This is a genomic window from Dongia soli, from assembly GCF_034044715.1.
Taxonomy (GTDB): domain Bacteria; phylum Pseudomonadota; class Alphaproteobacteria; order Dongiales; family Dongiaceae; genus Dongia_B; species Dongia_B soli.
Genome location: NZ_JAXCLW010000003.1, coordinates 386,393 through 400,874 on the forward strand (window position 1 = coordinate 386,393; position 14,482 = coordinate 400,874).

The following is a 14,482-nucleotide window of genomic DNA, read 5'->3' on the forward strand; positions in this document are numbered from 1 at the left end:
TAAACTTGGGACAAGATGACGACAAACCCCAAAACGCTCGCTTCGGGCACTAAAGCGCTCGTGGCCGCAAAGACCCGGAGCGAGGAAACACGCCGCAAGGAAACGCGACGGGGCGGTGTCGCCGCCCTCGCCGTCAATGTCCCGGCGATCACCCGCGCCGCTTTGGGCAGCCGGGGCTTCGCGGAAGCCGGCCTGCTGACCCATTGGCCGGAGATCGCAGGGGCCAACTTGGCCCGCGGCTGCCAGCCGGACAAGCTGCGTTTTTCCAAGGGCGAGCGGCGGGACGGCACCCTGATCCTGCGCTGTATCGGCGCCTTGGCCTTGGAGCTGCAGCATCAGGCGCCGCATCTCCTGGAACGCATTAACGGCTATTTTGGCTATCGCGCCGTGGCGCGTCTGCAGATTGTTCAGGGAACCCTGCGGCGTCGCAGGCCTCGCCCCAAACCGCCGTTGCCGGCCTTGAGTGCCGCGGATGCCGCCGTGACGGAGACGACCATCGCGCGGGTTCAAGATGGCGATCTGAAGGATGTGCTGCGGCGACTCGGTCATGCGATCCATCGGCGCAACAAGCGGGCGGAAAACCGTTGAAATCCGCCGACTCGGCGGAATCCCTAACCGGCCGTAATGACTCGTAAAAATCGACTCCGGCCCATTCCCCATGGATCCTGGCGCAGCTTGCGCCGCTCTCCGAATCCTGCCAAAACCGGGCATGGTGGGAATTGACCCGAGATAGAGTCGGCGCAGGGTGGCATATCGGGGAATGCGCATCGCCGCTCAACCGGCCGGGATGTGCCGGTCGATGTTACAAAGGTGTGGATGTGAGCAAAAAAATTCTGATCGCCCTCGCGGCCGTCGTGGTTGTCGTCATTGCCGGCCTAGTTGCCTGGCAATTCTGGCCGGCTAAGCCGACGGTGGCCGAGACGGTGGATACGACGACTGTGCCAGAGGCCCCGCAGGTTCGCCCCGACGACATCGTGATGGGCGATGCCAAAGCCCCGGTGACAATCGTCGAATATTATTCGCTGAGCTGCCCGCATTGCGCGCATTTCCATGAAGAAATTCTGCCGCAGATCAAGAGCGCCTATATCGACACCGGCAAGGTGAGGCTGGTCCTGCGCGACTTCCCGCTCAACCGCCCAGCCTTGCAGGCATCCCTGCTGACCCATTGCCTGCCGCAGGACGGCTTCCTCAGCATGACCGATCTGCTGTTCAAGCAACAGAGCACCTGGCTGGTGGACGATTCGGTAACGGCACTGGCCAATATCGCCAAGACCGCCGGCATCGATCAGGCCAAGTTCGAGCAATGCCTGAACGACAAGGCCTCGCAGGAAAAGATCATCAATTCGCGCAAGGAGGCTGAGGATAAGTTCAAGGTCAATTCGACCCCGACTTTCCTGATCAAAGACCAGAAGCTGGAAGGCGCGCGGCCATTTGAGGTGTTCAAAGCTGTGATCGACGCCCAGCTCGCGAAGTAAGAAAGGTCCATCCGCGCCGGCTCCGGCCGTCGCTTATATCCAGACGGGAATACGCTGCCTTGGTTCAGTTTACGAAACTCCGATTGCATGGCTTCAAGTCCTTTGTGGACCACACCGAGCTGCTGATTCAGCCGGGCATGACCGGCATTGTCGGACCCAATGGCTGCGGCAAATCCAATCTGGTTGAAGCCCTTCGTTGGGCCATGGGCGAAACCTCGGCCAAGCGCATGCGCGGCAGCGAGATGGACGACGTCATCTTCGGCGGCAGCGTCAACCGTCCCGCCCGCAATGTTGCCGAAGTGACCATTTGCCTCGACAACAGCGACCGCAAAGTGCCGGCGCAATTTAACGACAGCGATGATCTGGAAGTCTCTCGCCGCATCGATCGCGGCGAGGGATCCAGTTACAAGGTCAATGGCAAGGATTCCCGTGCCCGAGACGTCCAATTGCTGTTTGCCGATTCCGCCACCGGCGCCCAGTCGACAGCACTGGTGAGCCAAGGCCGTATCGGCGCCATCATCAATGCCAAACCGACCGATCGCCGCGGCCTGCTGGAAGAGGCTGCCGGCATTACCGGCCTGCATTCCCGTCGCCACGAAGCGGAACTGCGCTTGAAGGCGGCGGAAGCCAATCTCGCCCGCTTGGACGACGTCATTGTCACGTTGGAAAGCCAGCTTTCCGGCTTGAAGAAACAGGCCCGCCAGGCTTCGCGCTATCGCAATCTGAACGATCAGATTCGCCGCGCCGAAGCGGTCCTGTTCCACCTGCAATGGACCGACGCCTCGCAGCGCCGCCAGACCGCCGAACAGGCCTTGGCGGCAGCGGAACACGCCGTCGTCTCCTTGACGAGCTCCGCCGTCATCGCCGCCACGCAGCAGAGCGAAGCAGCACTCATCCTGCCCGATCTGCGCCGGACGGAAGCGGAAGCGGCGGCCGAATTGCAGCGCCTGACCATCGCCCGCGCGCAGCTCGATCAGGAAGAGCAGCGCATCGCCGGCGCCCGGGCCGATGCCGATCGTCAATTGCGCGACATCGAGAACGATACGGCGCGCGAAACCGCTCTGGCCGAAGACGCCGTCCAGGCCCAGGAACGCCTCCTCCAGGAACGTGCCGAACTTGAAGACACTGCCGGCAGCGAAGCGGCTTTGGCCGAAGAGGCCGAGCGCGCGGTCACGGTTGCCAGTGCTGAGGTCGAGGAATGCGAGAGCGAGCTTTCTCAGCTGACGCAGAATGTGGCGACCGGCGAAGCCCGACAATCGGCCTTGCAGCGCCGCATGAGCGATCTCGCCCAGCGCCTGGAGCGGCTGCGCATGCGCGCCTCGGAAGTGGCACTGGAAAAAGAACGCCTCGCCGCCGAGATCGAGAACGACATTGAGATGCTGGCTGCGCGCGATGCCGCTGGCCAGGCGGAAATGGAACTGGAGCAGGCCCAGCAGGCATCGGCCGATCTGGAAGCCAGCCGGAGCGCCGCCAACGAACGCGAGGCGCAGTTGCGCAGCGAATTGCAGTCGGTGGAAGCCCTGCGCGCCCGGCAGAAGGCAGAGGTTGAGGCCTTGAGCGCCCTGCTCGCCCATGCCGAATCCGATATGTGGCCGCCGGTCGTCGATGTGCTGCAGGTCTCAAGCGGCTATGAAGCTGCCCTCGGCGCAGCTCTGGGCGATGATCTGCAAGCCTCGCTGACCGAGGGTGCGCCGGTCCACTGGCGTGACCTGCCGGTAGATCCCAATGCCCCCACCTTGCCAGCTGGCGTCGAGAGCATGGCGCAGCATGTCACCGGTCCTGCTGCCTTGCTGCGCCGGCTGAGCCAGATCGGCGTGGTCGCCGACGAAGCGACCGCCCGCAATCTGATGACACAGTTGGCCCAAGGCCAGCGTCTGGTAACCCGCGACGGCGCCATGGTGCGCTGGGACGGCCTCAGCATGGCTTCCGGCACGCCGACTGCCGCGGTGCAGCGCCTGAAACAGAAAAACCGCCTCGCCGAATTGCAGACCGCCCTGGAAGAGAGCGAGTTTACTTGGATGGCTGCCGAGGAGGCTTACGAGGCCGCCAAGCTCGCGGCTGCCGATTTGGCCAGCCGTGAACAGGCCGCGCGTCATGCCGTGCAGAATGCTTATAATGTTGCGCGTCAAGCACGCGAGCAGTTGAGCCGCGCGGAACAAACCCTGTCGCGCCTGAGCTCACGCCGCGAAGCCTTGGATCAGCAGTCGGAGGCGGTTGAAGGCGATATCAGCGAAGCCGCGATGGAACAGGCGGCGACGGAAGACGAAATCGCCAACCTGCCGGATCTTCACGCCGCCCAGCTGCGCATTGCCGAATTGCGGCCGCTGCTGGCAGAACGCCGCAGCAAGCTGGTCGAGTGCCGGGCAACCGATGAAAGGCTGCGACGCGAAGCCGATCAGCGGCAACAGCGCCTGCTGTCGATCGCCCGCGATATCGACTCCTGGCAGAACCGGGCCGGTAATGCCCAGCGGCAGCTTGAAACCTATGCGCAGCGCCGCGAACATATCATTGAGGAAATTGAGCGCCTGGCGATGATGCCGGAGCAGATCGCCGAGCAGAAGATGACGCTGCTGGATCTGATCGAGACGGCGACCATCGCGCGCCAACAGGCGGCCGATGCCTTGGCTGAGGCGGAAAGCTCCCTTGCCGCGGCCGACCGGAATTTGAAGGGCGAAGAAAGCAAGCTGGTCGAAGCGCGTGAATTCAAGGTCCGCGCCGAAGCTGCCATCGCCCAGGCTGAGGAGGCTTATCAGACCCTGACCGAGCGCATTCGCGAACGGCTCGAATGTTCGCCCGAAGAAGTGCTTGGCTTGGCTGAACTTGAGCCCGGCGAGCCGTTGCCCGACCGTGCCGAGACCGAGCAGCGCCTGCACCGCTTGGGCCGCGAGCGCGAGAATATCGGTCCCGTCAACCTGCGCGCGGAGGCCGAGTCAAACGAACTCGATCAGCAGCTGACCGGCATGCAGACCGAGAAATCGGATTTGATCAACGCCATTTCGCGGTTGCGCCAGGGCATTAACAGCCTCAATCGGGAAGGCCGCGAACGTCTGCTGGCAGCCTTCGAGCTGGTCAACGGTCACTTTGAAAAGCTCTTCACCGATCTCTTCGGCGGCGGCAAGGCGCATCTCAAGCTCACCGAGGCCGAAGATCCTTTGGAAGCCGGCCTGGAAATTCTGGCCAGCCCGCCGGGCAAGCGGCTGCAGGTCATGTCCTTGCTCTCCGGCGGTGAGCAGGCGTTGACGGCTCTTGCTTTGCTGTTCGCGGTCTTCTTGGTCAATCCCGCACCGATCTGCGTGCTGGACGAGGTCGACGCGCCGCTCGACGATGCCAATGTGGAGCGGTTCTGTAACCTGGTCCAAACGCTCAGCCACCGCACCAAGACCCGGTTCCTGGTTATTACCCACCACCGCCTCACCATGGCCCGGATGGATCGGCTGTTCGGCGTCACCATGGTGGAACGCGGCATTTCCCAGCTGGTTTCGGTGGATCTGCAGCAGGTCGAGGAATTGAAGGCCGCCAGTTAAAGGCTTCAATCACCGCGGGATGTCGCCATCGCGGATGACGGCCACCTTACATAGGGGTGGCTTTCAGGCTGCGACAAAACGCCTTTTTGTTAGCGTTTTCAAACAGTTACTTTTCCGGGAATCGACTTGACAGGAGTCAGGCCCAACCGTATGTTTCGCGCGCCTGCGCGTTGCTGAGGGGTGATGCGGGGTGGCGTTTGCCTGGGGATGTTTCGAGGTAATGCGGAATGGCCGAGAACGACCCGGAACGGCTGCAAGAGCTTGATGCGCGGCTGAAAGCGGCGCGCGAGCGCATTGAAGGCGGTTCCGGCGCCGATCAGCGGCAAGGCGCGGCTGATAGCAGAATGGCAGCAGTCGGCTGGCGCATGAGCCTCGAACTGGTCGTCGGCATCGTGGTTGGACTGGGCCTGGGTTGGTTGGTGGATTACAGCCTCGGCAGCAAACCGTGGTTCATGATCATCTTCATGTTCCTGGGATTGGCGGCCGGTATTTCGAACATCATGCGCACCGCGCGGGATCTCGAGCGGCGCCAGCGCTGAAAAGAATTGAGCGGCCGCTTGGCCTTGAGGCAAGCCCTCCGGGGATGTAGCCCGAGGCGGATCGGCCGGATGAAGATGAAACCGGGGCCGGCTGGCCCTTATGAGAATGGGGTCGGCATCGTGGCGGCGCAAGAACATCACAGCCCACTTGAGCAATTCAGGATTGAGCATATCGGTGGCCATCTGTCGCTCGGGGGCTATGATATCTCCTTCAACAATTCGGCTTTGTGGATGCTGATCGCGGTTGCGGCGATCACGGTTTTCATGCTGATCGGCATTCGCAAGCAGGCGGTCGTTCCCGGCCGCTGGCAGGCACTCGTCGAATTCCTCTACGATTTCGTCGCGAATATGCTGAAGGAAAATGTAGGCAGCGAGGGGCGCAAGTATTTCCCCTGGGTGTTCTCCATTTTCATGTTCGTGCTGTTCTGCAACCTGTTCGGCCTGCTGCCGAAGTCGTTCACGGTCACCAGCCACATCATCGTCACTTTCGCGCTGGCGATGATGGTCTTCCTCATCGTGACAGCGATCGGCTTCATCCGGCACGGTTTTCACTTCCTGTCCTTCTTCGTTCCCAAGGGCGCACCGGTCTGGCTGCTGCCGCTCATGATCCCGATCGAGGTCATTTCCTATTTCATCCGCCCGATGTCGCTGTCGGTCCGACTGTTCGCCAATATGGTCGCCGGCCACGTGATGCTGGTGGTGCTCGGCAGCTTCGTTCTGCCGCTCGGCCTGGCTGGCGCTTACATTTCGGGCATCGTGCCGGTCGCGGCGATCACCGCCATCATCGGCCTGGAATTCCTGATCGCCTGCCTGCAGGCCTATGTGTTCACCATCCTAACCTGCATCTACCTGAACGACGCCGTTCACATGCATCACTGAGGCATGGCCTGCGCGCGTTCCAAGTCACGAGTTACAACCTTTAACTTTCGGAAAAGAGGAACTGACAAATGGATCCACAAGCTGCGAAGTACATCGGTGCCGGTATTGCCGCTCTCGCCCTGGGTGGCGCTGGTATCGGCCTCGGCATCCTGTTCGGCAACTTCATGAACGGCGCGCTGCGCAATCCGGCCGCCTCGGCCAAGTTGTTCGGCAACATGATGCTGACCTTCGCGCTGGTCGAAGCGACCGGTCTGATCGCCTTCGTCGTGGCGATGCTGATCCTGTTCGCCGCCTAAGACCACGCTAGATTGATGATCTGGCCGCTCGCGCGCGGCCTTCCGGCAACTGGTTCGACCTGTTCAACGGAAGGCCGTCTCGCGGTGGCGGAGAGGGAGCGATGCCACAGCTCGACCCAACATCCTTTTCGCCGCAGCTATTCTGGCTGGCGATCGCGTTCATCCTGCTTTATCTGCTGATGTCCCGCTTGGTTCTGCCGCGCGTGGGCAAGGTGCTGGGGCAGCGTGAAGAACGCATCCAGGGCAACCTGGAAAAGGCGGTTAAGTTGAAGGCCGAGGCCGAAGAGGTCCTGGCCGCTTATCACAAGTCCATTGCCGATGCCCGGGCCGAAGCTCATTCAGCTCTGAACCAGGCAGCGGCGGAAATTGCGGCAGCGACGGGCGCCCGCGAAGCCGACTTCGCCAAGAAATTGGCGGAACAGACGGTGGTGGCGGAAAACCGGATCAAGGCCAGCAAGACGCAGGCTCTGGCCGATATCCGCACGGTTGCCGGCGATCTGGCCTCGGCCATGACGGCGAAATTGACCGGCGTGACGGTCAATGGCAGTGATGCCGTCGGTGCGGTCGAAGAGATCCTGAAGGAGCGTGCCTGATGGAAGAGATGCTCCAAGAGCCGCATTTTTGGGTCGAAATCGGTCTGGCGATCTTCGTCATCTTCGCCGGCCCGAAGATCTGGCGCGCCCTGACCAGCTTCCTCGACCAGCGGTCGATGAAGATCAAGGCCGACCTGGATGAAGCCCAGAAGCTGAAGGACGAGGCGCAGGCTTTGCTGGCGGAATATCAACGCAAGCAGCGCGACGCCCTTCGCGAGGCGGAGGAAATCCTTTCCAGCGCCAAGGCCCAGGCCCAGCGCGAGATCAAGGAAGCCAAGGCCAATCTCGATGCCAGCCTGGCACGCCGCGAGGCCGCCGCCCTGGAAAAGATCGCTCAGGCCGAAGCACATGCCCTGGCCGAAGTTCGTCGCGAAGCGGTCGATATCGCCAGTGCCGCCACGATCCAATTGCTTGGCCGCACGCTGGACGACAGCAAGGCCAATGCCTTGATCGATCAATCGATCTCGGAACTGAATCGAAAGCTGCATTAAGCAGCACGATACCAAGAGTACTCTGCAAGAAGAGAGGCCGGCCTAGTCAGCCGGCCTTTTTCTTTGCCTATATTCGCAATCTACGTTAGCTCGCCAACCACGCGGCAGAGCTGTTCGATCTCTTCCTCGGTATTGAAGTAGTGAACCGAGGCCCGGATGATTTGATCAAGCTGCCGAGCGGTCATGTCGAGATAGGTCGAGGACTGGCCGGAAATCGAGACATTCACGCGAGCCTTGTTCAAGGCCGATTTGATTTCCGTCACGTCGATACCGGCCTTGCTGAAGGTCACGATACCGCCTTTCTGCTCGCCGATATCATGCACCGTAATGCCGGGCAGTGCCGCCAGTTGCTGTCGCAGGAAAGCAGCCTTTCGGCGCAATTCCCCTTCAATCTCTCCCATGCCCAGGGCAAGGGCGTAGTCAACCGCTGCACCCAGGCCGAGCCGCCCCGCAATCCCGCTCTCCCAATTTTCGAACCGCCTGGCATCAGGCAGCATTTCGTAGCGGTCTTCCGCCACCCAGGTCGCCGCATGCAGGTCGAGAAACGGCGGCTCCAGCTGCTCCAGCATGGCGCGACGCACATAGAGAAAACCGGTTCCGCGCGGCCCGCGCAGATATTTGCGCCCCGTGGCCGATAGCATATCGCAGCCGATCGCCTGGACATCGATCTGCAATTGGCCGATCGACTGGCAGGCATCCAGCAAGAATGGAATCCCGTGTCGCCGCGCGACAGTACCGATGGCGGCAGCCGGATTGATCAATCCGCCATTGGTCGGCACATGGGTGACGGCAATCAATTTCACCCGTGCATCGATCAGGCTTTCCAGAGCTGCTACCGATATTTGGCCATGGGCGTCATTGGGAATGGCGATGATTTCCGCCCCGCTCCGCCGCGCCACCTGCAGGAAGGCGATATAGTTGCTGGCATATTCGGCGATACTGGTCAGGATGCGGTCGCCAGGCCGGAATTGCAGGGAATAGAACGCCATATCCCAGGCTCGGGTGGCATTTTCGATCAAGGCCACTTCATCGGCGGCACAATTGATCAGCTTGGCGATCGAGCCGTAGACCGCTTCATGCCGCTCTTCCATCTGGTCGGCCGCTTCATATCCGCCGATCTCACCCTCAAGTTTGAGATGCGTAATCATGGTATCGAGGACCGGCTGTGGCTGCAGGGAGGCACCGGCATTGTTGAAATGCATCACGTGGCGGCAACCCGGCGTCTCCGCCCGCAAGGCGGCAATATCGAGGCTCATACGGCATTCCTCACGATATTAGAAATTGATCTCGGCTGCCGGCTTCAGGCGCACCGTCCCGCTGCGACTGAGGACGCGGTTATGGTGACGGATGATCTGGGCCGCGGTCAGCTCCGGACCATCGTAGGTGGAATGCGCGTCTTCCGCCAAGAGGACGTCATAGCCAAGATTGCACGCCACCCGGCAATTGGAGTCGACGCAGAAGTCGGTCTGCAAACCGGCAATGACAAGTGAGTCGACGCCCAGCTCGCGCAGTCGCCCATCAAGCTCTCCACTGACGAAGCTGCTGGATGTCGTCTTGTCGACAATTGGCTCAGCGGCTTGGGGCGCAACATCCGGATGATGGAACCAGCCCGAGCTGTCGCGCGCCAGATCGTCGTCATCCGGTCCCCCATCGTGGCGGACATGGAAAACGGGCACGTCCGCCAGCCGTGCCCGCCACAGAAGTCCCGCCGCCAAGGCCACAACCTCACTGCCGCGATAGACACAGCTTGGCGCTCTTAAGAGACCGAGCTGGAGATCGATCAGCAGCAAGGCTGTCTTCTTCATCGCTCGCTCATTCCGCGGCCTGCTTCTCCACCGGCGGCTTCCATTTCAGGATCGGCTGACGGGCCGCCAGGGTCTCGTCCAAACGCCGGCGGGGCGTATGGTACGGGGCGCCTTCGAAGTAAGCGGTATTCCCGGCTTTCGCCCGTTCGGCTAGGCCCTTCACCACCTCGATATAGCGGTCGAGCCCGTCCTTGCTTTCCGTCTCCGTCGGTTCCATCAGCAAAGCGCCGTGGACGACCAGCGGAAAGTACATGGTCATCGGGTGATAACCCTCATCGATCATCGCCTTGGCGAAGTCCAAGGTGGTCACATCCGTGCCTTGCAGGAAGTCGTCGTTGAACAAGGCTTCATGCATGCAGGTGCCGGGGAAAGCCGGGGTCAGCGTATCCTTCAGGCCGGCCAGGATGTAATTGGCGTTCAGCACTGCATCGCCCGAAGCTTGGCGTAGCCCGTCGCTGCCATGACTCAGGATGTAGGAAAGCGCCCGGGTGAACATGCCCATCTGGCCATGGAAACCCTTGAGGCGTCCGAAAGCCGTGCCGCCTTCATCCTGTTCCTTGAGATCGAAGCCATTCGGCCCATGGGTGACGTAGGGCAACGGCGCATAGGGCGCCAGTGCCGCTGAGAGCACGACCGGTCCGGCACCCGGCCCGCCGCCGCCATGAGGCGTCGAGAAGGTCTTGTGCAGATTGATATGCATGGCATCAACGCCGAGATCGCCCGGCCGCACCCGACCGACGATAGCGTTGAAATTCGCCCCGTCGCAATAGAAGTAGCCGCCGACTGCATGGATTGCATCGGCGATGTCGATGATATCGTTCTCGAACAGGCCGCAAGTATTGGGATTGGTGATCATGGTGCCGGCGACATCGGGGCCAAGCTTGGCCTTGAAGGCCGCGAGATCGACTCGGCCGCGCTCATCCGCGGGCACGGGATCCACTTCATAGCCGCAGGCCGCTGCGGTGGCCGGATTGGTACCATGGGCGGATTCCGGCACCAGGATCCGCTTGCGCGCATCGCCCTTCGCCAGCAAGGCCGCGCGAATGGTCATGATGCCGCAAAGCTCGCCATGTGCACCGGCAGCCGGCGACATGGCGACCGCCGGCATATTGGTCAAAGTCTTCAGCCAATGCGCCAGCCGGTCGATCAATGCCAAGGCGCCCTGCACAGTCGAGATCGGCTGCAATGGATGCAGATCGGCAATGCCCGGCAACCGCGCCACCTTCTCGTTCAGGCGGGGATTGTGTTTCATGGTGCACGAACCCAGCGGATAGACGTTCATGTCGATCGCGAAGTTCTTCTGACTGAGCTTGGTGTAATGCCGGACGACTTGCGGCTCAGACAGGCCCGGCAAGCCGACCGCCTGCTTGCGCTTCAGCCCACCGAGGCGTTCCTGATGCTCTGGCACCGCCGGTAGATCGACAGCCGTGCGGCCGGAGGCATCCTGTTCGAAGATCAACGGCTCTTCGATCTGCAGAGCCTTGTTGCCGGAAAGCGTTGTGCCGGCTTGCGGCATGCTCGGCATTGTCATCGCAGCACCTCTTTCAGCGCCGTCTCCAGCGCCGCCATATCGTCATCCGTCACCGTTTCCGTCGCGGCGACCAGCAGCAGGTTTTCAAGCTCGGGCCGGCCGGGCCAAAGCCGCGAGACCGGCACACCGCCCAGAATGCGGCGCTGTGCCAGATCTTCCACCACCTGGGCCGCGGGCTTCGACAGCTTGACGGTGAATTCATTGAAGAACTGCGCGATCTGCAATTCGACACCGTCAATGGCGCTCAACCGATCCGCCAGGCGCCACGCTGCGGCATGATTGAGCTCGGCCAGTTGCCGCAATCCGGCTTCACCCAACAGGCTGAGATGGATGGTGAAGGCCAGGGCACAGAGACCGGAATTGGTGCAGATATTGCTGGTCGCCTTTTCACGGCGGATATGCTGTTCGCGGGTCGACAAGGTCAGCACCCAGCCGCGCCGTCCTTCGGCATCTACGGTCTGGCCGGCAAGGCGGCCCGGCATCTGCCGCAGATATTTATCGCGCGTGGCAAAGAGCCCGACATAAGGTCCCCCGAAGCCGAGGGGATTGCCCAGCGACTGGCCCTCTGCCGTGACGATATCGGCGCCCATTTCGCCCGGCGGCGTCAGCAGGCCGAGCGAGATGATCTCGGTCACGGCAACGATCAACAGAGCGCCGGCGGCATGCGCCGCTTCCGCCAGCTTCGTATAGTCGCGCACATGGCCGAAGACGTCCGGATATTGCACGACGATGCAGGACGTATCCTTATCGACCATCGCCATCAGATCCTCACCACCTTGCGGCGCCGGCTGCGGCGAAACGATGTCAAAGCCGGTGAACTTCGCCAAGGTAGCGATGACCTCGTGGTAATGCGGATGCAAGCCGCCGGAGATCACCGCTTTCTTGCGGCGCGTGATGCGATTGGCCATCTGCACGGCCTCGCAAGTCGAGCTGGCGCCGTCATACATCGAGGCATTTGCGACATCCATGCCGGTCAGCAAGGCCACCTGCGTCTGGAATTCGAACAGGTATTGCAGCGTCCCCTGCGTGACTTCCGGCTGATACGGCGTATAAGAGGTGAGGAACTCACCGCGTTGGATAAGATAGTCCACGGTCGCCGGTACATGATGCCGGTAAGCTCCCGCGCCCAGAAAACTCGGACACGAAGCAGTACCGAGATTCTGATTGGCGAAAGCCTGCATCTGGCGTTCGACCTCGATTTCCCCCTGATGATTGGGCAGCTCGGCAATCGGCGCCTTGAGAAGCGCCTTTGGTGGAACATCGGCATAGAGACTGTCGATCGACGGAACGCCGATCTTGGCGAGCATCGCCCGCCTGTCAGACTCAGTCAGCGGCAAATAGCGCATGGATCGGACCCGGCTCAGTGTTCGCTATCGCACAGCGCTTTGTAGGCGGCTTCGTCCATCAGGCCGGTCAATTGGTTGCGATCGGCGAGCTTCAGCTTCACGAACCATCCCTTGCCCAAGGCGTCTTCATTCACCGTGGCCGGTGCATCGGTCAGCGCGTTATTCACCTCGACCACTTCGCCGCTGACGGGCGCATAGACCTCGCTGGCGGCCTTGACCGATTCAACCACGGCCATCTCCTTACCCTGCTCAACCTTGCGGCCGACTTCCGGCAATTCGACATAAACGACATCGCCGAGCTGCTCCTGGGCATAAGGTGTGATGCCGACTGTCACGATATCGCCTTCGGCGCGAAGCCATTCATGGTCCTTGGTGTAACGCAGATCGCTCATCATTCACTCCCTGTTTCGATATTGAGTATTCCATTGCATTGCATCAGGCCCCGTTGATGCAGTGAAACACGCTTGCTTCAAGCGCGACGATAGCGATGCGGCGCAAAAGGCAGAGCGACAACGCTGGCCGGCAAGGATTTGCCGCGAACCAGCAGGTTCAGCCTAGTGCCCGGCGTGACATGGCTCGCTGCGACATAACCCATGGCCACCGGCGCATTGACGCTGGGACCAAAGCCGCCCGAGGTAATCTCGCCGATCACCTGCCCCGCCTCATCCGCGATTTCGGTATGGGCACGCGCCGGCGCCTTGCCATCCGGCTGAATGCCGACACGCTTGCGGGCCACACCGTCTTTCCACTGCCGTTGCAACACACCGGAGCCCGGGAAGCCGCCCTGTTCGCGGCGGCGCTTGCTGATTGCCCAGCTGAGGTCGGCTTCGACCGGCGTCGTCTGCGGCGTGATGTCATTGCCATAGAGACAGAGCCCTGCTTCCAACCGCAGCGAGTCGCGGGCACCAAGACCGATCGGCTTGACCTCGGATTCCGCCAGAAGCCGTCGCGCGAGATCTGCCGCCGCTGCATTGGATACGGAGATTTCGAATCCATCCTCGCCGGTATAGCCGGACCGGGTAACGAAGCAATCGATGCCGGCAATGGTCAGCACGCGGGCGGTCATGAATGTCATGGCCGCGCTATCCGGCGCCAGCCGCGCCAGGACCTCGCCCGCAGCAGGACCCTGCAAGGCGAGCAGCGCGCGATCCGCCAATTCGGTGATCTCGCAGCGGTGATTGAGATTGGCCTGCAGATGCGACAGGTCCTGAGCCTTGCAGGCGGCATTGACCACCACGAAGAGATGATCGCCGTGTTTCACATCCTGCAGTCGGCTGACCATCAGGTCATCCAGGATGCCGCCCTGGTTGTCGGTGAAGAAGCTGTAGCGTTGGCGGCCCGGCTGGAGGCCAAGGAAATCGCTGGGACACAACCGCTCAAGAGCGGCGGCAACCGCATCATGACTTTCGGCGGCCAACCTGATCTGGCCCATATGGGAGACATCGAATAGACCGGCAGCAGACCGACAATGCAGATGCTCGGCTATGATGCCGGCCGGGTAATTGACCGGCATCTCATAGCCGGCAAAAGGCACCATCTTGGCGCCGAGTTCCAGGTGCAGGTCGTATAGCGGCGTGCGCTGCAACGCTCCCGCGCTCGATGACGAGCCCGCCGACGATGATGCATCCTTGGACGCTGTAGCATTGGTGGTCAAGATATCCTCCGACAGAATTCATTGGGGTCGACACAGACGCTTGGCCTGCATCGTTCCCCCCTCTGTCCTTGGAACCTGAGAGATTGGCCGCTCTCTCAACCGGATCCGGCAGATCGCCCGATCGCATGGCAAAGAGAGCCTGGTTTACTCCGTCGGTGAGGCATCCCAGCCCCGGGATGCCCGCTTTCCAGAGTGTCGAACCCGCAGCGGTCCTTTTGCCTGAGAGTTTCCGGGGGCGGTTGCTCCTTCGGCGCCGGCCGATGATCACTCTGGTCACCGGACGATCTCTCCCAACAGCGGGATTACATGTCGGCTGAGAGGATGATCCCCGTCCTATTTTCCGTCAAGC

14 protein-coding genes and 1 riboswitch are annotated in these 14,482 nt (G+C 61.6%); of the genes, 8 read left to right on the forward strand and 6 right to left on the reverse strand.

The features are described from left to right. Nucleotides 1–15: 15 nt before the first annotated feature. The 8 genes from SMD27_RS13915 to SMD27_RS13950 all read left to right on the forward strand — a co-directional run bounded on the left by SMD27_RS13915 (nucleotide 16) and on the right by SMD27_RS13950 (nucleotide 7,797). Entirely contained in the window at nucleotides 16–588 is a 573-nt protein-coding gene (locus tag SMD27_RS13915) for a DUF721 domain-containing protein (RefSeq protein WP_320509008.1), read from the forward strand. 230 nt (nucleotides 589–818) lie between these two features. Next, nucleotides 819–1,475, forward strand: coding sequence for a DsbA family protein (locus SMD27_RS13920; protein WP_320509009.1), 657 nt, complete (start codon nucleotides 819–821; stop codon nucleotides 1,473–1,475). A gap of 59 nt (nucleotides 1,476–1,534) precedes the next feature. Beyond that, complete coding sequence (gene smc, locus SMD27_RS13925) at nucleotides 1,535–4,999, forward strand: chromosome segregation protein SMC (protein WP_320509010.1); 3,465 nt, start codon at nucleotides 1,535–1,537, stop codon at nucleotides 4,997–4,999. A 227-nt stretch (nucleotides 5,000–5,226) separates the two neighbouring features. Beyond that, nucleotides 5,227–5,538 carry an AtpZ/AtpI family protein gene (locus tag SMD27_RS13930; RefSeq protein WP_320509011.1) on the forward strand — a complete coding sequence of 104 codons (312 nt, stop codon included), beginning with the start codon at nucleotides 5,227–5,229 and terminating at the stop codon, nucleotides 5,536–5,538. 69 nt (nucleotides 5,539–5,607) lie between these two features. After that, complete coding sequence (locus tag SMD27_RS13935; RefSeq protein ID WP_379990718.1) at nucleotides 5,608–6,417, forward strand: F0F1 ATP synthase subunit A; 810 nt, start codon at nucleotides 5,608–5,610, stop codon at nucleotides 6,415–6,417. Nucleotides 6,418–6,485: 68 nt separating this feature from the next. After that, the gene (locus SMD27_RS13940; RefSeq protein WP_320509012.1) at nucleotides 6,486–6,713 is read left to right on the forward strand and encodes a F0F1 ATP synthase subunit C; all 228 of its coding nucleotides are present in this window, start codon (nucleotides 6,486–6,488) and stop codon (nucleotides 6,711–6,713) included. A gap of 101 nt (nucleotides 6,714–6,814) precedes the next feature. Then, the gene (locus SMD27_RS13945) at nucleotides 6,815–7,306 is read left to right on the forward strand and encodes a F0F1 ATP synthase subunit B family protein (protein ID WP_320509013.1); all 492 of its coding nucleotides are present in this window, start codon (nucleotides 6,815–6,817) and stop codon (nucleotides 7,304–7,306) included. Further along, nucleotides 7,306–7,797, forward strand: coding sequence for a F0F1 ATP synthase subunit B family protein (locus tag SMD27_RS13950; RefSeq protein ID WP_320509014.1), 492 nt, complete (start codon nucleotides 7,306–7,308; stop codon nucleotides 7,795–7,797). Before SMD27_RS13945 ends, SMD27_RS13950 begins: the two co-directional genes overlap by 1 nt. Nucleotides 7,798–7,877: 80 nt before the next feature. Here SMD27_RS13950 and SMD27_RS13955 read toward each other — a convergent pair whose 3' ends face one another. The 6 genes from SMD27_RS13955 to gcvT all read right to left on the reverse strand — a co-directional run bounded on the left by SMD27_RS13955 (nucleotide 7,878) and on the right by gcvT (nucleotide 14,133). Continuing rightward, nucleotides 7,878–9,053, reverse strand: coding sequence for an aminotransferase class V-fold PLP-dependent enzyme (locus SMD27_RS13955; protein ID WP_320509015.1), 1,176 nt, complete (start codon nucleotides 9,051–9,053; stop codon nucleotides 7,878–7,880). A gap of 18 nt (nucleotides 9,054–9,071) precedes the next feature. After that, nucleotides 9,072–9,602 carry an isochorismatase family protein gene (locus tag SMD27_RS13960; protein ID WP_320509016.1) on the reverse strand — a complete coding sequence of 177 codons (531 nt, stop codon included), beginning with the start codon at nucleotides 9,600–9,602 and terminating at the stop codon, nucleotides 9,072–9,074. Between the two features lie 7 nt (nucleotides 9,603–9,609). After that, complete coding sequence (gcvPB, locus tag SMD27_RS13965) at nucleotides 9,610–11,133, reverse strand: aminomethyl-transferring glycine dehydrogenase subunit GcvPB (RefSeq protein WP_320509017.1); 1,524 nt, start codon at nucleotides 11,131–11,133, stop codon at nucleotides 9,610–9,612. Next, nucleotides 11,130–12,479, reverse strand: a complete 1,350-nt coding sequence (gene gcvPA / locus SMD27_RS13970) for an aminomethyl-transferring glycine dehydrogenase subunit GcvPA (protein WP_320509018.1) — start codon at nucleotides 12,477–12,479, stop codon at nucleotides 11,130–11,132. Before gcvPA ends, gcvPB begins: the two co-directional genes overlap by 4 nt. A gap of 14 nt (nucleotides 12,480–12,493) precedes the next feature. Then, nucleotides 12,494–12,871 (reverse strand): glycine cleavage system protein GcvH, encoded by a 378-nt coding sequence (gene gcvH / locus SMD27_RS13975; RefSeq protein ID WP_320509179.1) that lies wholly within the window; start codon nucleotides 12,869–12,871, stop codon nucleotides 12,494–12,496. A gap of 77 nt (nucleotides 12,872–12,948) precedes the next feature. Beyond that, nucleotides 12,949–14,133, reverse strand: a complete 1,185-nt coding sequence (gene gcvT / locus SMD27_RS13980) for a glycine cleavage system aminomethyltransferase GcvT (RefSeq protein WP_379990714.1) — start codon at nucleotides 14,131–14,133, stop codon at nucleotides 12,949–12,951. 198 nt (nucleotides 14,134–14,331) lie between these two features. Next, nucleotides 14,332–14,436: riboswitch (glycine riboswitch) on the reverse strand. Nucleotides 14,437–14,482 lie beyond the last annotated feature (46 nt).